We start from the raw sequence: 17,219 nt of genomic DNA, 5'->3' as shown, positions 1-17,219 counted from the left end.
TTTCGATGAACGATGCAGGACGCGTCAGAGCACTTCGACGTTGCCGCAGACGGAGATCGCCTGCCCTGTGATGCCATGCCCGCCCGGCGAGCACAGGAACAGCGCGGTCGCGGCGATCTCGGCCGGATCGGTCATGCGCCGCAGCGAGATCTTCTCGAGATAGCGCTTCTCCATGTCGTCGTAGCCGATGCCGAGCTGCTGCGCGCGCGCCTCGATCACGCGGCGCATCCGCGGGCCGCGCACGATGCCGGGCTGGATCGCGTTCACGCGGATGCCGAGCGGCCCGAGTTCGATCGCGAGGCTCTTCACGAGGCCGACCACCGCCCATTTGGTGGCCGCATACGGCGTGCGGAACGCATAGCCCAGCCGGCCGGCGACCGACGACAGTGCAATGATCGCGCCGCCGTGTTTCGACTCGCGCAGCAGCGGCACCGCGCGGCGCGCGAACTGGAATTGCGCGTTCAGGTTGATCGCGACGGTTTGTTCCCACTGCACGGGGTCGATTTCGTCGATGCCGCCGGTCGGGCCGGCGATACCCGCGTTGTTGACCAGCACGTCGAGGCCGCCGAGCCCGGTCGACACGTCGGCGAACACGCGCTCGACGGCGGCCGGGTCGGATACATCGGCCAGCGTCGCGCTGATCGCGCCGGCCGCGGCGCGCGGCGGCCGGTCGGCGAGCGCCGCGATCGCGGCTTGCGAGGCGTCGCACACGTGCACGCGCGCGCCGCATTCGGCGAACGCGTCGGCGATTTCGAGACCGATGCCCGACGCGCCGCCCGTCACGAGGACGCGCAGGCCGTCATAGGGTTTCAGCAGGTCGGAAGCTGTCATGCCGGGTTGTCTCCATCGTTGGTGTAGTCGGATTGCGGCCGATCGCGATTCGGCGGGTCGAGGCGGGCGGCGGCTACGGTTTCGCGTTCACGGTCCGCGGTGTCTGTTCGGCCCGCAGCGTCTCGGCGAGATCGTGCGCGGCGCCGCCGATGTCGAGCGCGATGCCGGCCCGCACGCCCGCGCCGTCGCGTCGCTCGAGTGCATCGACGATGGCACGGTGCGCATCCATCGAGCGCCGCATGTGCGGAATGTCGAGCGCGACCATGTTGAGGAACGGGCCGACACGCATCCACAGGTTCTCGACGATCGCGAGCGTGTTTTCGCTGGCGCCGTGCGCGTAGATCGCGCTGTGGAACGCGAAATTGCTTTGCAGGTAGGCGCGCGAGCGGCCGGCCTCGACGTGTGCCTGCATCGTCTCGCAGGTCTTGCGCACGACCGCGATCTGCGCGTCGTTCATCCGGGCGCACGCGCGCTCGGCGATGCAGCCTTCGAGGGCGATCCGCACGTCGCGCAGTTCGTCGAGCATGTCGAGCGTCATCGGCGGAACGACGAGCGCCCGGTTCGGGCCGTCGACCAGCGCGCGCTCGGCGCGCAACCGCGTGAGCGCGGCACGCACCGGCATCGTCGACGAGCCGACTGCCTCGGCGACGCTGCGCAGGCTCAGCGCCTGGCCGGGCGCGAAACGGCCGCTCATCAGCGCTTCGCGCAGTTGCTGGTAGACCTTGTCGGCCATCGTTTCCTGTTCGATGGCTTTCAGTGCGGGCGGGACGATACGAGGCGCCAAGGCGGGGTTCTCCTGGGATTGATCTGCGATCTGTGATCACACTTGCGATGTGCGAAGTGTTGACGATCGGAGGAACCGAGTCAAGGCGAACGGGATCGGGGAAAACGAGGGGGTGAAGCAGAAGAAGGATCGGCGTCCGGCAAACTGGAATTATTACAAAAAACTTTCAAATCGCTCATCATAACGCCCTGATTCGATGGATTCGAAGGTTCTCGGAGCACATGAGCCGTAGCGAGTCTTCGATGCGTTTGCCCTCGAGTCGAATTCATTTCAACAACAAGGAGCCAAAGTGAAACGACCATCATTTGCCGTTGCATGGGCGGCATCTCAGCGAATCTACGACCCGGCAAATTCCGGTGAGCGCGTTGCGAAAGTGATAGGTGGATATGTCGAGAGGAACGTCAACAATCCGAATCCGACAGAGCGATGGAGCAATACTTGCGCGGTGAGGATGAGTTATATCCTGGGTGAAGCCGGTATGGTGATACCGAGAATCCCCGAGCAAACGGTATCGGGCAGAGACAATCGGCAATACTTTTTTCGTGTCCGGGACTTGATTCGTTTTCTCGAGCAACGCTGGGGGAAGGCTGAGGGCGTCAAATACCCGCCGTCGAACGGAGGGCCGCTTGCGGGTCGGCAGGGCGTCATCCTGTTCGAGGTGTCGGGGTGGAGCGATGCACAGGGCCACGCCACGCTGTTCAATGGGCGGACGTGTTACGACCATTGTTACTTCAACGAACCGGGCGCGCGGTATCGTACCGATCGCGCAAATTTTTGGAGCCTGTCATGAGGGGAGTCCGGATCGCTGCCGCGTTAGTGTGCATCGCGTTTCAACCGGCGATGGTCGTGGCGAAGGACGCCGCACAAGCGGCGCCTGAGGCAGGCTCACGAACTTATCTCCAGAACTTCAAGGACATGGTGCTCGCGGAATGTCTGGCTACCGCATACAAGCAGGCGCCCGGCGCGAGCAAGGACATCGGCAGCAGCACCAGCGCGTTGCGTGACTGGACCTACTACGACATGGAACGTGCGCCGGACGTGATCCACGCGCTGGTCGCGAAGTATCTGGCCCGTGACTATCGAAATCCGGTTGTCGAATCTGAGGTCAGGGATGTGAAGTTCGACTTCCTGAAATGCATCGATCTGTATCACGGCAAGGAACTGGACGTTGCAGCGAAGCAACTCGTATCGCGCCCGAACCGTACCTATCGGACCGAGCATTCGCCCAAGCCACAGTAGCGATCGAACGCCGTTGCGCAATGCAACGGCACGCCGTGTGCCATTTCGCCGACGCTATTCAAGCGTCCGGATCGAATTGCTGATCCCGCGCGCGCAGTCGATCACCGCCGGCGCGAGCTTGCGGCGCGCGTCATCGAACGTCCAGCGGCTCGTCGGCGCGACCACGTGCACGGCCGCGACCGGCTGCCCCTGACTGCCGAGCACGGGCGCCGCGATCGACATGTCCCCGATGAACAGTTCTTCCTGGTTGGTCGCGTAGCCTTCCCGTCGCGCGCTGTCGAGCAGCGCGACGAGATCGTCGAGCGCCGTGACCGTGCGCGGCGTATGCGGCGTGCGCGCCATGTCGTCGAGCCGCGCGCGTGCTTCTTCCGGCGCCAACGCGCTCAGGAACGCGCGGCCGCTGCCGGTGCAGTACATCGGGATGCGGCTGCCGATCGGCATGTGAATCGGCACGAACTTGGTCGACACGAAACGCGCGACGTACACCATTTCGTCCTCGTCCGGCTCGGTGAGGTTGGTGGTTTCGCCGGTCAGGTTCGTGAGCTCGGACAGGAACGGATTCGCGACGTCGATCAACGTGTCGGCGGCGAGATAGTTGAAGCCGATCCGCATCACGTGCGGCGTGAGCTGGTAACGCCGCGTGACCGGATGCTTGCGGATGTAGCCGAGCTTCTCGAGCGTATAGACCATCCGCTGCGCGGAGCTTTTCGTCATCCCCGCCGCGTCGGCCACCTCCGCCAGCGTCATCGTGCGCCGTTTCGCGCTGAACGCGCGCAGCACGTTCAGCCCTTTTTCCAGCGACTGGTTGAACAGCAGATCGTTTGTTTGGTCGGGCGACGTTTCCATGGCGAGGAGCGGAATCGATTCGATATCGCATCATAGCGTATCGAATATCGATACGCAAAAATCTATTTGCGATGTTTTTGATTCGTTTTAAGATCGGGCCATCGTCGCAGTGTCGATCAGCGACCGGCCGGCGCCCGGATTATTCGAGAAGGAGTCACCATGGTTCCGTTCATCAAGCGGTTCGGCGCACTGGCCGCCGGTTTCGCCACCTGTATTGCCCTCTCCACGGCATCGGCGGGTGCCGTTGCGGCCGAGCCGACGCTGAAGGTCGGCGCGACGGCCACCGGCGTGCCGTTCACGTTTCTCGACGTCAAGAGCAATTCGATCCAGGGGATGATGGTCGATGCGATCACGGCAGCCGGGAAGTCGGCCGGGTTTCGCGTCGACGTGCAGCAGACCGTGTTCTCGGCGCTGATCCCGTCGCTCACCACGCAGAAGATCGACATCATCTCGGCCGCGATGCTGAAGACGCCGGCGCGCCAGCAGGTCGTCGATTTCTCCGACACCGTCTACTCATTCGGCGAAGGCCTGATCGTGAAGGCCGACGACCCGGGCCGCTATACGTCGATGGACGATTTCAAGGACCAGGTGGTCGGCGCGCAGGTCGGCACGGCGTTCGTCGATGCGCTCAACAAGAAGGGCATCTTCAAGGAAGTCCGGACCTACGATTCGATCGCCGACATCATGCGCGACGTCGCGCTCGGGCGCATCAAGGCCGGCTTCGCCGACCAGCCGATCGTCGCGTACCAGATCGAACACGGCGTCAATCGCCAGGTGCGGCTCGTGCCGGAATACCAGAGCGTCGTGAAGGGGCAGGTGTGCTTCATCGTGCGTAAGGGTGACACTGCGACGCTCGAACAGCTCAACGGCGCGATCCGCAAGATGAAGAGCGACGGCACGCTGCAGCAGATCCTGCAGAAGTGGCACATGAGCTGAGCGTCGGCATTCGATTCCCGACCGGCATCGCCCGCGCGTCGCGGGCATTCCCGGCGGCGGGCCGTCCGGCCGTCGCATAGGAGGCCTCATGTTTTTCCAGAATGCGATCGATTTCCTGCCGATCCTGCTGAAGGGCGCGGTGGTCACGATCGAGATCACCGCATGCGCGTTCGTGCTCAGCTCGGTGCTCGGGCTGATCTTTGCGCTGCTGAAGGTGTCGCGCAATCGTGCCGTCTCGACGGCCGGCAGCACGATCGTCAACGTGATCCGCGGGCTGCCGATCATCGTGCAGCTGTTTTACATGTACTTCGTGCTGCCTGATCTCGGCGTGCAACTGTCGGCATTCCAGGCTGGCGTGCTCGGTCTCGGCATCGCGTATTCGGCGTATCAGGCCGAGAACTTCCGCGCGGGCATCGAGGCGATCGACCGCGGCCAGATCGAGGCCGCGCACGCGATCGGCATGCGCGGGCCGATGATCATGCGGCGCGTGGTGCTGCCGCAGGCGTTCCGCATCGCGCTGCCGCCGTACGGCAACACGCTGGTGATGTTGCTGAAGGATTCGTCGGTCGCGTCGACGATCACGGTCGCCGAGATCACGCGCGCCGGCCAGCTGATCGCGTCGTCGACGTTCCAGAACATGAGCGTCTACACGCTCGTCGCGCTGCTGTATCTCGCGCTCGGCCTGCCGCTGATGTTCGGCGTGAACCGGCTCGGCAAGCGGCTCGCACTGAGGAGGGGCGCATGATCCGGATCGATGCCATCCATAAACGGTTTCAGCAGCACGCGGTGCTGAAGGGCGTGAGCCTCGACGTGCAGGCGGGTGAAGTCGTGTGCCTGATCGGGCCGTCCGGTTCCGGCAAGTCGACCGTGCTGCGCTGTATCAACGGCTTCGAGACCTACGACGAAGGGTCGATCACGATCGACGGCGTGAAGGTCGACGCGCATTCGAAGCGGATCCACGAACTGCGGATGCGGGTTGGCATGGTGTTCCAGCGCTTCAACCTGTTCGCGCACCGCACGGCGCTCGAGAACGTGATGGAAGGGCCCGTGCACGTGCGGCGCATGCCGGCGGCGCAGGCACGCGAGCAGGCGCGTGCGCTGCTCGACAAGGTCGGGCTTTCGCACCGGATGAACGCGTATCCGTCGGAACTGTCGGGCGGCCAGCAGCAGCGCGTCGCGATCGCACGCGCGCTCGCGATGGCGCCGCAGGCGATCCTGTTCGACGAGCCGACGTCGGCGCTCGACCCCGAGCTCGTCGGCGAAGTGCTCGGCGTGATGCGCGGGCTCGCCCGCGACGGGATGACCATGGTGGTCGTCACGCACGAAATGGCATTCGCACGCGAGGTGGCCGATCGCGTGTGCTTCCTGCACGACGGCACGATCTGCGAAAGCGGACCGGCGCGCGACGTGCTCACGCAGCCGACCCATCCCCGCACGCAGGAATTCCTGCGCCGCCTGCTGGCGTCGGACGGCGCCGACCACCCGGATCGAACATGAGCGCAACGAACGCGGCACCCGGACGGCCCGACGCGCAGTGGCCGGATTCGCTGTGGGCGGCAACCGCCGCGCCGGCGCCCGATACGCCCGCGCTCGACGCGTCCGTGTCGTGCGACGTGGCGATCGTCGGCGCGGGCTTCACGGGCCTGTCGACCGCACTTCATCTGGCCGAACGCGGCGTCGACGTCCGCGTGATCGACGGCGCGCAGCCGGGCTGGGGCGCATCGGGCCGCAACGGCGGGCAGGTGATTCCCGGGCTGAAATACGACCCCGACGAACTGGTACGCCGGTTCGGCGACGAGGCCGGCGAACAGCTTGCCGGCATCGTCGGCGGCGCGGCCGACACGGTGTTCGACCTGATCGCGCGGTACGGAATCGACTGCGATGCGCGTCGCGCCGGCTGGATCCAGCCGGCGCCGACCGCCGCGATGCTCGACACGGTCGCACGTCGGGCGCAGCAATGGGCCGCGCGCGGCGCGCCGGTCGACGTGCTTGGCCGCGACGACGTCGCGCGTCGGCTCGGCACGCCGGCGTATGCGGGCGGCTGGATCGATCGCCGCGCCGGCAGCGTGCAGCCGCTCGGTTATACGCGCGGCCTCGTGCGCGCGGCGCAGGCGAGCGGGGCGGTCGTGCATGGGTCGACCCGCGCCGTCGGGCTGACGCGCGCCGACGGCCGCTGGCGGATCGCGACGTCCGGCGGCGCGACGCTGTCGGCCGAACGCGTCGTGATCGCGACCAACGGCTACACGGACGGGCTGTGGCCCGGCTTGCGCCAGTCGGTGATCGCCGCGAACAGTTTCATCGTCGCGACGGAACCGCTCGCGCCGGCGCTTGGCCGCGACATCCTCGTCGGCGGCGAGGTTGCATCGGATGCGCGGCGTCTGCTGCTGTACTTCCGCCGTGACGCGGCCGGGCGCCTGCTGATGGGCGGCCGCGGCCCGTTCGCCGACCCGCGCGCGCCGAGCGACTGGCGCCACCTCGAACGCGCGACGGCGCTGCTGTATCCGCAACTGAAGGGCGTCCGGTTCGAATACCGCTGGGCGGGGCGCGTCGCGATCACCGCGGATTTCCTGCCGCACGTGCACGAGCCCGCGCCGGGCGTGACGATCGCGCTCGGCTACAACGGCCGCGGCATCGCGATGGCGACGACGCTCGGCAAGCACCTGGCCGCGCACCTGTCGGGCGATGCGCAACTGCCGCTGCCGTTCCGGGTCACGCCGATCCGCCCGATCCCGTTGCACGGGTTGCAGCGCTTCTATATCGCGGCCGGGGTCGCGTGGTATCGGTTGCTCGACAGCCTGTCCTGACGCCGGCGCGAGGCCAGGTCGCCAGCCGCCGTCGGATCGGGCAGAATCGGCCTGCCCAGTCTCCACCGACGGATGCCGCATGACCGACCCGAACGAACCGTCCGCCCGCCGCGTGTATGCGAGCTTCGCGCAACGCTACGCGGACATCGCGCCGACCAAGGCGCACAACGCGCTTTACGAGCGGCCGGCTACGATGGCGCTGCTCGGCGACGTCGACGGCCTGACGGTGCTCGACGCCGGCTGCGGGCCCGGCATCTGCAGCGAGCACCTCGCGCGCCACGGTGCGACCGTCCACGCGTTCGACATCACGCCCGAGATGGTCGCGCTCGCGAAGGCGCGTTGCGCGGGGCTCGCGGTCGACGTCGCGGAGGGCGATCTCGCGGCGCGGCTCGACTGGCTGCCCGACCACGCTTTCGACAAGATCCTGTGCTCGCTCGCGTTCGACTACGTGCGCGATCTGACGCCGACGCTGCGCGAATTCAGACGCGTCGCGCGGCCGGGCGCGACGCTGGTGTTCTCGATGGCGCATCCGATGCGCGACTGGATGGACGAACGCACGCGTGGGGACGGCACGTACTTCGATACGAGCCGTTTCGGCTTCCATTGGTCGGGCTTCGGCGAACCGAAACCCTATGTCGAGGCCTGGCGCCGGCCGCTCGCCGACATCCTGAATGCGCTCGCCGACGCCGGCTGGCGTCTCGACCGTTTCGTCGAACCGACACCGCTACCCGAGATGAAGGCCGTATCGGAGCGGCTTCATGCGGAGCTGTCGCTGGCGCCGGCCTTCCTGTGCATCCGTGCTCGTCGCTGACGAACACGGCGCGAACGGCAATCGACAGCCGGCCTGTCAGCGCGCCGGCTCGTCGTTCAACGTTCCCAGAAACGCTTCGATATCCCTGATGTCCTGCGCCGTCATCGCAGGCTTGTCGCCCGGCTTGCGATCGAACGGCGCATCGGTCACGTCGACGTTCGCGCGGTATTTCGGCGGAATGTCGTCGTACTCGTCGACCTTGCCGTCCGCGCCGCGCGAATAGAACTTCTGCGGCGAGATGCTGCGCTCGTTGTAGAACGCCATCACCTGGTCGAGCGTGTGGAACACGCCGTTGTGGAAGAACACATGGCGCGTCGCCGAGTTGCGCAGCGTCGGCGTGAGGAACATCCCGCAATACTGCGTCTGGTCCTTCAGGTCGTCGCGGAACGGCCCGCACACGCCGAGATCGTGAAACGCCGGGTTGCGGTTCTGCGCGAGCTGCTGGTTGCGCGGCACACCGAGCGCCTCGTACTGGTAGTCGGTAAACATCGGCGGCAATCCGTCCTTGCCGGGCTTCGACAGGTGGCAGCCCGCGCAATTCGCCTTGTCCGGGTTGTTGAACAGGCGTAGCCCCCGCAGTTCGGCACGAGTCAGCCGAGCACGGCCTTCGAGCCAGCGATCGTACTTGCTGTTGTACGGGTGGAACGACGGATCCTCCACCTGGTAGCGCGCGATCGCGAACATCGCTTCCGATACCGCGAGCTGCGGGCTGTCGAACACGCGTGCGCCGAACAGTTGCTCGAGCTGGGCGCGGTGCGACGACTGCGCGAGCTTGCGCGCGACGTCGTCGATGCTCGCGTTCGCCATCTCGACCGGATTCAGCAGCGGGCCGAATGCCTGCTGCTGCAGCGTATCGGCGCGGCCATCCCAGAACATCCCGCCCTGCGGCACGAGTTGCGGCGCGGCCGACGTGCCGGCCACCTTCTGCGCCTTCACCACGCCGGCAGCCGAAGCGGCCTGCTGCGCGACGCTCGGTGCGGCGTCGTTTTCACCGGCGTCGGGGCCGATGCTGAAGTTCGGCTGGCGGTACAGGTACATCAATGACGGCGGCGGGCGATAACCCTGCTGCGTCATCGCGAGGCCGCCCGGCTGCACGTCGAGCGCGTTCGGCGGGCCGTACGCGTGATCGGGGCTGTGGCACGACGCGCACGACTGCTTGCCCGACGCGGACAGCGACGGGTCGGCGAACAGCGCGCGCCCGAGCTGCGCGACTGTCGACAGCGGCTGCGCGGCGGGCCGCTGCAGCACGACCGGATGCGGGTTCGCCCCCGTCCAGTCGGCGACGACGGTGCCGATCGCCGCCGGTACCTGCGCGGGAAACGCGATCGCGAACGCGCCGTAGCCGAGCACGGCGGCGCCGATCGCGAATGCCGCGCGGCGCAGAAGGCGGGAAGGGGCGCGCGGCGCGGCGGTGCCGGAGGCGTCGGGAGACGGGAACGCGGGGCGAGCTGTCATGCTGTCGGTCGGGAATCGGGCGCCGCACGAAGCGGCGCGTTGAACGGAACAAACGGAAACGGCCGGCGCGTGAGGCGCCGGCCATGCGGTCATGCAATACCGGTCAGATCGCCGGTGCCGCGCTCAATGCGGTGCCGAGCGTCGGGTCGAGGTACAGCGGCGTCGTGTTCGGCTTCGACGAGAAGTCGAACAGCGCGCGCAGGTCGCCCGCCGTCGCATCGAACGAACCGCCGCCGATGCGCTGGCCGCCCAGCCAGTTGTCCTCGATGAAGCGCACGACGGACGACTGGTCGAGCATCGTGTGGTCGACGTAGTTCTGCTTCGCGTACGGCGAGATCACGATCAGCGGAATGCGCACGCCCGGGCCGCAGCGGCCGTTCACGGTCGAGCCGTTCACGCCGGTGGTGCCGCCCGTGCCGCACTTGCCGTTGCCGTTGACCTGGTCGACCGGATCGGACGACGCGCGCGTCGGTGCCGTGTACACGTGGTCGTACCAGCCGTCCGAGTCGTCATAGGTGACGATCACGGCCGTGTTCTGCCAGTCCGGCTGCTGCTGCAGGAAGTTGACGACCTTCGTCACGAACGCCTGCTCGTCGAGCGGATCCGAATAGCCGGCGTGCGCATCCTGTGCGGCCGGGGCCTTCAGGTAGCTGACCGACGGGAAGTTGCCGGCCTTCACGGCGGCGAAGAAGTCGTCCGTGTCGTACTGGTGGTTCGCGGGTTCGGCGGTCTTGCCGTCGGTCTGGAAGCTCGAGCCGATCGCCGCGACCGAGCTCGGGCGCGTGTGCTGCGGGTTCGCGGTCGACGCGTAGTACTGGAACCAGTTGTGGTGCGGGATGTAGTCGGCCGTCGCGGCGTTCACGGCGGTCGCGACCGTGCTGCGCGCGCAGCCCGTCGTGCCGTTGCCGTTCGTCGTCGACAGGTTGAAGCCGCCCATGAAGCCGCCCCACGTGATCTTCGCGCCGTTCAGCAGGTCGCCGATGTTCTTGCCCGTCATCATCGCCTGGTCGGTCGTGCTCGAGCACACGTCGAAGCCCGGGTCGACGTCGTTGATCATCGTGAGGCCGCCCTGGCCGTCATTGATGTAGTACGAGCTGGACGCGAGCGTCGAAGGCTGCTTCGACGTCTTGACGATCTGCATCCCGTTGGTCTGGCCGGACACGACGTTCAGCGCGCCGGGCGTCGACGGGCCGTAGACCGTCGTGAACGTGTTGTCGCTCATCGCGAAGCGCTGGGCGTAATTCCACAGCGCGGTCACGGTGTTGCCGTCGAAGTAGCCCATCACCTGGCCCTTCGTGCCGAATGCGCCGGCGCCGCCGGACGAGCCCTTGCCGGTGTATTTCGGGAACAGGTCGGCGAGGCCGTTGTCCTCGGCCTGCTGTTCGGCCGTGTACGCGTGGTTCTGGTCGGCGGTCGCGGCCTGCGTGCGGTCGAGGCGGAACGGGTTCGCCGCGTCGGTGCCGTTGGCCGTGTTCGTGAAGTTCGGGTTCGCGGTGAGCAGCGTGCCCGTCAGCCCGTTCGGCGTCGGCGTGCCGGCTTTAGCGGTGAACGCCGGTTCGCCCGACGGGTTCGTCGCGTTCGGGTAGGTGCCGAAGTAGTGGTCGAACGAGATGTTTTCGCCATAGATCACGACGACATGCTTGATCGGCGTGGCGGTCTGCAGCGCATCCTGCGACGACACGGCAGGCGTCGACGTGGGATCGTCGCTGCCGCCGCAGGCGAACAGCGCCAGCGCCGCGGCTGCGCAGGCGGTGACGAGCAAGGCTTGACGGAACATCGGGAAACTCCAGGTAAGGTCTTCGATGGTGGAGAGCGGCCCCGTCGCCGTGTCGGTTCGGCGCGGAGCTCGTGAGAGAGCACGCGCATTGAAACAGTCCCGTATGAAGATATGGGGACGGAGTGGTTTCGCGCCGATTGCGCTGCGGTATCGATTTCATTACGCCGGGGCGCGAACCGAAAGAGAACGGAAAGGGGCGGACCGCCTGCCACCTTCGCGTCACATTCCGCGGCGGGCGGGGCGATTGCCGCGGATGCCTCACGGGGCGGGCGGGACAGGCGAAACGGCATGGCAGCGCGGGGGCACAGGACGCTGCGCAGCGCAGGTTTTTTGACAACCGGATGACGTATTCATACGATGAACGCCCTGCGGCGACGATTTCGCGTGGCCGACCGTCAGCGAGTACGCATCGTGCCGATCCCCGTTCTGTTTGCCGTTCTGTGTGCCGCGTTCCTGCATGCGTCATGGAATGCGCTCGTCCGCAGCAGCGGCGACCGGCTGCGGTCGGCCACCGTGCTGCAGATCGCCATCGGGCTGTTCGCGCTGCTGTTCCTGCCGGCCGCCGCGCCGATCACGCCCGCGAGCTGGCTCTGCGTCGTCGCATCGGCCGTGCTCCACGTCGTCTATACGCTGCTGCTGGTGCGCGCGTACGAGCACGGCGACCTGACCGTCGCGTATCCGGTCGCGCGCGGCACCGCGCCGCTGCTCGTCACGCTCGGCGCGGCGGTGTTTGCGGGCGAGCACCTGAATGCCGGCGCGCAATGCGGGCTCGTGCTGATCTGCGCGGGCATCCTGGCGATCGGCCTGGAGCGCGGGCGCGACGCGAAGCACCGGATGATGCAGGTTCTGCCGACCGCGTTCGCGACCGGCGTGTCGATCGCGGCCTACAGCGTGGTCGACGGAATCGGCGTGCGGGAAAGCGGCAACACGGTCGGCTATACCGCGTGGATGTTCGTGCTGACGGGCGCGATGATGGCCGCGTACTACCGGCTGCGGGCGGGGCCGTTACGGCTGACGCAGGATGTCGGCGAAACGGCGAAGGCTGCGTGCGGCGGCGTGTTCGCGGCGCTCGCGTACGGCATCGTGATCTGGGCGATGGATCGCGCGCCGATGGGGCCGGTGTCGGCGCTGCGGGAAACGAGCGTGGTGTTCGCGGCGCTGATCGCTCGCGTATATCTTGGCGAGCGGCTGACGCCGCGCCGGGCGGCCGGTTGCCTGGTGATCGCGGCGGGGGCGTTGCTGATCAGTGCGTTCGAGGCAGTGAGGTAAGCGGCCCGGTGCTTCAGCCTTCCACCGGCATCGCGCTCGTGCACTTGATCTCGTCGAGGCACACGCTCGAATGCACGCCGCTCACGCCGGGAATGCGCATCAGCGTCTCGAGCAGGAACGTGGACAGCCCCTTCAGGTCACGCGCGACGACTTTCAGCACGTAGTCGATATCGCCCGTCACTGAAAAACACTCCTGGATCTGCGCGAGATCCGACACGAGTTTCTGGAACTTCGACAGGTCGCGGATATGCCCGCGCTCCATCGTCACGTGCACGAAGGCGGTGACGCCAAAACCGAGCGTATCGGGGCACAGCCGGGTTTCGTAGCGGCGGATCGCGCCGATTTCCTCCAGCCGCCGGTGGCGGCGCAGTGTCTGCGCGGGCGACAGGCCGACCGCCTTCGCCAGATCGAGGTTCGACGCGCGGCCGTTCTCCTGCAGGATCGCGAGCAAGTGGCGATCGAGGCGATCCAGAACCGGTTCATGCATTTTTATTTCCTCATCCGTCTCCTGGGTGCAATCTTATCTCATAATGTAGGGTTTGCATGAGCGGGTTACGAAACCCGATTTCGCCGTCGCGACGCTAAACTGACGCCGGATTTTCGTGTGCGATCGCAGCAAGGCGGGCGCGGCGACGGTCGGCGGCCGGTCTGGCGGGGACGCCGACGCGAATCGGGCGCCGCCACGCGAAGATTGCAGTCCCCAACCCGGCGGCTCCACGAACGGCCCCGGCACAGCAAAACAGCGCCCGGCACACCGAGGCGCGCCGCACCCCGCTTCAGGCGGAGGCGGACAGAGTGGAGAAGACATGGTTTCTGGAAACGAGAGCGACGGCCTGAAGCGCGGGCTGAAGAACCGGCACATCCAGCTGATTGCGCTCGGCGGCGCGCTCGGCACGGGGCTGTTCCTCGGTATCGCGCAGACGATCAAGATGGCGGGCCCGTCCGTGCTGCTCGGTTACGCGGTGGCCGGCATCGTCGCGTTCTTCATCATGCGCCAGCTCGGCGAGATGGTCGTCGACGAGCCCGTCGCCGGCTCGTTCAGCTACTTCGCCAACAAGTACGTCGGCCACTTCACCGGCTTCCTGTCGGGCTGGAACTACTGGGTGCTGTACATCCTCGTCAGCATGGCCGAGCTGTCGGCCGTCGGGATCTACGTGCAGTACTGGTGGCCCGGCGTGCCGACCTGGGTGTCGGCGCTGGTGTTCTTCGTCGCGATCAACCTGCTCAACCTGGCGAGCGTGAAGTCGTACGGCGAGACGGAATTCTGGTTCTCGATCATCAAGGTCGCCGCGATCGTCGGCATGATCGGCTTCGGCGGCTGGCTGCTCGCGAGCGGCCATGCAGGCCCGGAGGCGAGCGTCCGGAACCTGTGGCAGCACGGCGGCTTCTTCCCGAACGGCGTGTCGGGGCTCGTGATGTCGATGGCCGCCATCATGTTCTCGTTCGGCGGGCTGGAGTTGATCGGCATCACCGCGGCCGAGGCCGACGATCCGAAGCGCAGCATTCCGCGCGCGACCAACCAGGTGATCTACCGGATCCTGATTTTCTACATCGGCGCGCTCGCCGTGCTGCTGTCGCTGTATCCGTGGGAAAAGGTCGTCACCGGCGGTAGCCCGTTCGTGCTGATCTTCCACGCGCTGAGCAGCAACCTGGTGGCCAACGTGCTGAACGTGGTCGTGCTGACGGCCGCGCTGTCGGTCTACAACAGCGGCGTGTACAGCAACAGCCGGATGCTGTTCGGCCTCGCGCAGCAGGGCAATGCGCCGAAGGTGCTGTGCTCGGTGAACAAGCGCGGCATTCCGCTCGCCGCGCTCGGCGCGTCGGCGCTCGCGACCGGCGTGTGCGTGCTGGTCAACTACTTCATGCCGGGCAAGGCGTTCGAGGTGCTGATGGGCCTCGTCGTGTCGGCGCTGATCATCAACTGGGCGATGATCACGCTGATCCACCTGAAGTTCCGCCAGGCGAAGCGTGCGGCCCGGGAGGAGACTTCCTTCCGCAGTCTGGGCTATCCTTTCACGAATTACCTGTGCCTGGCATTCATGGCCGGCATTCTCGTCGTGATGTACCTGACGCCGGATCTCCGCCTGTCGGTGTACCTGATCCCGGTATGGCTCGCGGTGCTCGCGGTCGGGTATCGCTTCCGTCAGAAGAATGCAGGCTATGCGGTGCACGACGGCGCATCCGCACGCTGACGCAGGCCGGCCCGATCATTCTTCCAAACGAGACAGACTCAAGCCATGTTCGAACACATCGACGCGTACCCGGGCGACCCGATCCTGACGCTCAACGAGAACTTCCAGAAAGATCCGCGCGACCAGAAGGTCAACCTGAGCATCGGCATCTACTTCGACGCCGAAGGCCGGATTCCGGTGATGGGCGCCGTGCGCGAAGCCGAAACCGCGCTGCAGCGCGACCTCGGCGCGAAGCCGTACCTGCCGATGGTCGGCCTCGCCGCGTATCGCGACGCCGTGCAGGCGCTCGTGTTCGGCGCCGATCACCCGGCCCGCGCGGCCGGCCGCATCGCGACGCTGCAGACGCTCGGCGGCTCCGGCGCACTGAAGGTGGGCGCCGATTTCCTGAAGCGCTATTTCCCGGATTCGCAGGTGTGGCTCAGCGATCCGAGCTGGGAAAACCACCGCTTCATCTTCGAACGCGCCGGCTTCACGGTGAACACGTATCCGTACTACGACGAGGCGACGGGCGGCCTGAAGTTCGACGCGATGCTCGCGGCGATCGACGCGCTGCCGGCGCGCAGCATCGTGCTGCTGCACGCGTGCTGCCATAACCCGACCGGCGTCGATCTCGACGAAGGCCAGTGGGAGAAGCTGATCGACGTGATCGAGGCGCGCGGGCTGCTGCCGTTCGTCGACATGGCCTACCAGGGCTTCGGCGCGGGCCTCGACGCGGACGCGTTCGCGGTGCGCGAACTGGCCCGCCGCGGCGTGCCGGCGCTGGTCGCAAACTCGTTCTCGAAGAACTTCTCGCTGTACGGCGAACGCGTGGGCGGCCTGAGCGTCGTCTGCGAGGATGCCGCCGCGGCCGACCGCGTGCTCGGCCAGCTGGCCGGTGCCGTGCGCTCGAACTACAGCAACCCGCAGACCTACGGCGCGAAGGTCGTGGCCACCGTGCTCGGTACGCCGGCACTGCGCAAGCAGTGGGAAGAGGAACTGGCGGCGATGTGCCGCCGCATCGCGCGGATGCGCCAGTCGATCCATGACGGCCTGCGCGACCACGTCAGCGGCGAGGCACTGACGCGCTACGTGAAGCAGCGCGGCATGTTCACGTACACGGGCCTGACCGAATCGCAGGTCGACGCGCTGCGCGAAGTGCACGGCGTGTACATCCTGCGTTCGGGCCGGATGTGCGTCGCGGGCCTGAACGACTCGAACGTCGCCATCGTCGCCGATGCGATCGGCAAGGTGCTGAAGAGCGGCGTCTGATCGCGGCGCGCCCCGGCGCGCAACGCGGCTGGCCGAACCGGCTGTCTCCCGCAAGGGGGCAGCCGGTTTTTCTTTGTGCGGCTGCAATGTCCGCCACCCGGCTGACGGGGGCGCAGGCGCGGCGGTACGATCACGCAATCGGACGCAACACGAACAGGAGCGACATGGGCATCCGGATCATCCAGCTCGGCACGCCGCGCGCGGCCGGCGAGGGCCTGCGGATCGGCACGGTGCGGCGGCCGCCGCGCGGCGTGCCGAAGGCGGAATTCGCGTCGCGCAACTACTATGATGTATGGCTGCCGACGTTGTCTCCGAGCCCGGAACTCGTCGCGCAGGCGCAGGCCGCCGAAACGGACGCCGAATGGAACGCGTTCCGGCGTCACTTCCGCGCGGAGATGGCGCATGGCGACGCGCCGAAGGTGCTCGACCTGCTGGCGGCGCTGTCGGCGACCACCGCGTTCTCGATCGGCTGCTATTGCGATGACGAACGCCATTGCCACCGCAGCGTGCTGCGCGAACTGCTCGCGGAACGCGGCGCGACGATCGAGCCCGACGCGGGTTGAATGTGGGTTGAAGGCGGGTTGAAAGCGAGCGAGGGGGCGTCGCGCAGTCGCGGCCGGCACGCTGCCGCGCCGTCCATCGTGCAGCGCAGCGAACCCGTTGACGTGGGTCAAGCGTGGAGGCGCGCGCGCCACTATGCTCTTGTCATGGAGCCATCACGACGATGACAGGCGGACAGATGCAGATTGCCTTCCCGCCGGAACCGCCCGAATATTGCGCACGCGACCTGGTCGTGGCGTTTTCGGCGCTGGTCGACGGACGTTGCGTGCAGTGCGCGGTCACGGCCGAGGCGCTGGAAGATCATTTCGGCGCGCCGTCGCTGCTCGAACGCGACCTGCTGGCCGCATTCGAAGCGCACCGGTCGGCAATCGAGGCGATGGCGCGACGCATGCTCGAGGAAATCGGCGGCCGGCCGGTGCTGTTGCACAGCGGCCACTTCCGGCTCTGAGACGGATACAGCAGGAGG

The 17,219-nt window shown here is 66.9% G+C and carries 18 protein-coding genes; 12 read left to right on the top strand and 6 right to left on the bottom strand.

Features of this window, described 5'->3' with window-relative positions; genetic code table 11:
* Positions 1-24 precede the first annotated feature (24 nt).
* Together APZ15_RS32125 and APZ15_RS32120 are read right to left on the bottom strand one after the other, a co-directional pair.
* On the bottom strand, positions 25-831 hold the full coding sequence (locus APZ15_RS32125; RefSeq protein WP_027791533.1) for an SDR family oxidoreductase: 807 nt from the start codon (positions 829-831) through the stop codon (positions 25-27).
* Between the two features lie 73 nt (positions 832-904).
* Entirely contained in the window at positions 905-1,615 is a 711-nt protein-coding gene (locus APZ15_RS32120; RefSeq protein ID WP_027791534.1) for a GntR family transcriptional regulator, read from the bottom strand.
* A 289-nt stretch (positions 1,616-1,904) separates the two neighbouring features.
* Here APZ15_RS32120 and APZ15_RS40200 point away from each other — a divergent pair, with 289 nt between their 5' ends.
* Positions 1,905-2,405 carry a type VI secretion system amidase effector protein Tae4 gene (locus tag APZ15_RS40200; protein ID WP_080982028.1) on the top strand — a complete coding sequence of 167 codons (501 nt, stop codon included), beginning with the start codon at positions 1,905-1,907 and terminating at the stop codon, positions 2,403-2,405.
* Complete coding sequence (locus APZ15_RS32115) at positions 2,402-2,854, top strand: type VI secretion system amidase immunity protein Tai4 (RefSeq protein ID WP_027791535.1); 453 nt, start codon at positions 2,402-2,404, stop codon at positions 2,852-2,854. The genes APZ15_RS40200 and APZ15_RS32115 overlap by 4 nt, the downstream gene beginning before the upstream one ends.
* A 54-nt stretch (positions 2,855-2,908) precedes the next feature.
* On the opposite strand, the gene APZ15_RS32110 is transcribed toward APZ15_RS32115, so the two are convergent.
* Positions 2,909-3,700 carry an IclR family transcriptional regulator gene (locus APZ15_RS32110; RefSeq protein ID WP_027791536.1) on the bottom strand — a complete coding sequence of 264 codons (792 nt, stop codon included), beginning with the start codon at positions 3,698-3,700 and terminating at the stop codon, positions 2,909-2,911.
* Between the two features lie 159 nt (positions 3,701-3,859).
* Between APZ15_RS32110 and APZ15_RS32105 the strand changes: the two genes are divergently transcribed.
* The 5 genes from APZ15_RS32105 to APZ15_RS32085 all read left to right on the top strand — a co-directional run bounded on the left by APZ15_RS32105 (position 3,860) and on the right by APZ15_RS32085 (position 8,251).
* Positions 3,860-4,636, top strand: coding sequence for an ABC transporter substrate-binding protein (locus tag APZ15_RS32105; RefSeq protein ID WP_027791537.1), 777 nt, complete (start codon positions 3,860-3,862; stop codon positions 4,634-4,636).
* Between the two features lie 88 nt (positions 4,637-4,724).
* Positions 4,725-5,381: an amino acid ABC transporter permease gene (locus tag APZ15_RS32100; protein ID WP_027791538.1), complete on the top strand. Its 657-nt coding sequence runs from the start codon at positions 4,725-4,727 to the stop codon at positions 5,379-5,381.
* On the top strand, positions 5,378-6,133 hold the full coding sequence (locus tag APZ15_RS32095; protein WP_027791539.1) for an amino acid ABC transporter ATP-binding protein: 756 nt from the start codon (positions 5,378-5,380) through the stop codon (positions 6,131-6,133). The genes APZ15_RS32100 and APZ15_RS32095 overlap by 4 nt, the downstream gene beginning before the upstream one ends.
* Complete coding sequence (locus tag APZ15_RS32090) at positions 6,130-7,440, top strand: NAD(P)/FAD-dependent oxidoreductase (protein ID WP_027791540.1); 1,311 nt, start codon at positions 6,130-6,132, stop codon at positions 7,438-7,440. The genes APZ15_RS32095 and APZ15_RS32090 overlap by 4 nt, the downstream gene beginning before the upstream one ends.
* 79 nt (positions 7,441-7,519) lie before the next feature.
* The gene (locus APZ15_RS32085; RefSeq protein WP_027791541.1) at positions 7,520-8,251 is read left to right on the top strand and encodes a class I SAM-dependent methyltransferase; all 732 of its coding nucleotides are present in this window, start codon (positions 7,520-7,522) and stop codon (positions 8,249-8,251) included.
* Positions 8,252-8,287: 36 nt separating this feature from the next.
* Here the strand turns inward: APZ15_RS32085 and APZ15_RS32080 are convergent, their stop codons facing one another.
* Together APZ15_RS32080 and APZ15_RS32075 are read right to left on the bottom strand one after the other, a co-directional pair.
* Entirely contained in the window at positions 8,288-9,706 is a 1,419-nt protein-coding gene (locus APZ15_RS32080) for a cytochrome-c peroxidase (protein WP_027791542.1), read from the bottom strand.
* Positions 9,707-9,809: 103 nt separating this feature from the next.
* Positions 9,810-11,483 carry a phospholipase C gene (locus tag APZ15_RS32075; RefSeq protein ID WP_027791543.1) on the bottom strand — a complete coding sequence of 558 codons (1,674 nt, stop codon included), beginning with the start codon at positions 11,481-11,483 and terminating at the stop codon, positions 9,810-9,812.
* Positions 11,484-11,840: 357 nt separating this feature from the next.
* Between APZ15_RS32075 and APZ15_RS32070 the strand changes: the two genes are divergently transcribed.
* Positions 11,841-12,752, top strand: coding sequence for an EamA family transporter (locus APZ15_RS32070; protein WP_049097555.1), 912 nt, complete (start codon positions 11,841-11,843; stop codon positions 12,750-12,752).
* 13 nt (positions 12,753-12,765) lie between these two features.
* Here APZ15_RS32070 and APZ15_RS32065 read toward each other — a convergent pair whose 3' ends face one another.
* Positions 12,766-13,239 carry an Lrp/AsnC family transcriptional regulator gene (locus APZ15_RS32065; RefSeq protein WP_021159174.1) on the bottom strand — a complete coding sequence of 158 codons (474 nt, stop codon included), beginning with the start codon at positions 13,237-13,239 and terminating at the stop codon, positions 12,766-12,768.
* Between the two features lie 319 nt (positions 13,240-13,558).
* On the opposite strand from APZ15_RS32065, the gene APZ15_RS32060 reads away from it, so the two are divergent.
* The 4 genes from APZ15_RS32060 to APZ15_RS32045 all read left to right on the top strand — a co-directional run bounded on the left by APZ15_RS32060 (position 13,559) and on the right by APZ15_RS32045 (position 17,201).
* Entirely contained in the window at positions 13,559-14,944 is a 1,386-nt protein-coding gene (locus tag APZ15_RS32060) for an amino acid permease (protein ID WP_021159173.1), read from the top strand.
* A gap of 45 nt (positions 14,945-14,989) precedes the next feature.
* Entirely contained in the window at positions 14,990-16,192 is a 1,203-nt protein-coding gene (locus APZ15_RS32055; RefSeq protein ID WP_027791545.1) for an amino acid aminotransferase, read from the top strand.
* 164 nt (positions 16,193-16,356) lie between these two features.
* Entirely contained in the window at positions 16,357-16,755 is a 399-nt protein-coding gene (locus tag APZ15_RS32050) for a DUF488 domain-containing protein (protein WP_021159171.1), read from the top strand.
* A 161-nt stretch (positions 16,756-16,916) separates the two neighbouring features.
* A complete protein-coding gene (locus APZ15_RS32045; RefSeq protein ID WP_027791546.1) occupies positions 16,917-17,201 on the top strand; it encodes a DUF1488 family protein in 285 nt (94 codons plus the stop codon).
* The last annotated feature ends 18 nt before the right edge of the window (positions 17,202-17,219 follow it).

It is taken from the genome of Burkholderia cepacia ATCC 25416 (genome assembly GCF_001411495.1).
Taxonomy (GTDB): Bacteria; Pseudomonadota; Gammaproteobacteria; order Burkholderiales; family Burkholderiaceae; genus Burkholderia; species Burkholderia cepacia.
The sequence above is the reverse complement of the archived record's forward strand: the minus strand, read 5'-3'. Positions and strand labels throughout refer to the sequence as shown.

What these genes read in the sequence shown, in the direction of transcription:
- APZ15_RS32095 (WP_027791539.1), top strand. Translation starts at nt 5,378, where the DNA reads ATGATCCGGATCGATGCCATCCATAAACGGTTTCAGCAGCACGCGGTG.
- APZ15_RS32100 (WP_027791538.1), top strand. Translation starts at nt 4,725, where the DNA reads ATGTTTTTCCAGAATGCGATCGATTTCCTGCCGATCCTGCTGAAGGGC.
- APZ15_RS32060 (WP_021159173.1), top strand. Translation starts at nt 13,559, where the DNA reads ATGGTTTCTGGAAACGAGAGCGACGGCCTGAAGCGCGGGCTGAAGAAC.
- APZ15_RS32110 (WP_027791536.1), bottom strand. Translation starts at nt 3,700, where the DNA reads ATGGAAACGTCGCCCGACCAAACAAACGATCTGCTGTTCAACCAGTCG.
- APZ15_RS32045 (WP_027791546.1), top strand. Translation starts at nt 16,917, where the DNA reads ATGACAGGCGGACAGATGCAGATTGCCTTCCCGCCGGAACCGCCCGAA.
- APZ15_RS32065 (WP_021159174.1), bottom strand. Translation starts at nt 13,239, where the DNA reads ATGCATGAACCGGTTCTGGATCGCCTCGATCGCCACTTGCTCGCGATC.
- APZ15_RS32105 (WP_027791537.1), top strand. Translation starts at nt 3,860, where the DNA reads ATGGTTCCGTTCATCAAGCGGTTCGGCGCACTGGCCGCCGGTTTCGCC.
- APZ15_RS32050 (WP_021159171.1), top strand. Translation starts at nt 16,357, where the DNA reads ATGGGCATCCGGATCATCCAGCTCGGCACGCCGCGCGCGGCCGGCGAG.
- APZ15_RS32075 (WP_027791543.1), bottom strand. Translation starts at nt 11,483, where the DNA reads ATGTTCCGTCAAGCCTTGCTCGTCACCGCCTGCGCAGCCGCGGCGCTG.
- APZ15_RS32125 (WP_027791533.1), bottom strand. Translation starts at nt 831, where the DNA reads ATGACAGCTTCCGACCTGCTGAAACCCTATGACGGCCTGCGCGTCCTC.
- APZ15_RS32085 (WP_027791541.1), top strand. Translation starts at nt 7,520, where the DNA reads ATGACCGACCCGAACGAACCGTCCGCCCGCCGCGTGTATGCGAGCTTC.
- APZ15_RS32115 (WP_027791535.1), top strand. Translation starts at nt 2,402, where the DNA reads ATGAGGGGAGTCCGGATCGCTGCCGCGTTAGTGTGCATCGCGTTTCAA.
- APZ15_RS32080 (WP_027791542.1), bottom strand. Translation starts at nt 9,706, where the DNA reads ATGACAGCTCGCCCCGCGTTCCCGTCTCCCGACGCCTCCGGCACCGCC.
- APZ15_RS32070 (WP_049097555.1), top strand. Translation starts at nt 11,841, where the DNA reads ATGAACGCCCTGCGGCGACGATTTCGCGTGGCCGACCGTCAGCGAGTA.
- APZ15_RS32090 (WP_027791540.1), top strand. Translation starts at nt 6,130, where the DNA reads ATGAGCGCAACGAACGCGGCACCCGGACGGCCCGACGCGCAGTGGCCG.
- APZ15_RS32055 (WP_027791545.1), top strand. Translation starts at nt 14,990, where the DNA reads ATGTTCGAACACATCGACGCGTACCCGGGCGACCCGATCCTGACGCTC.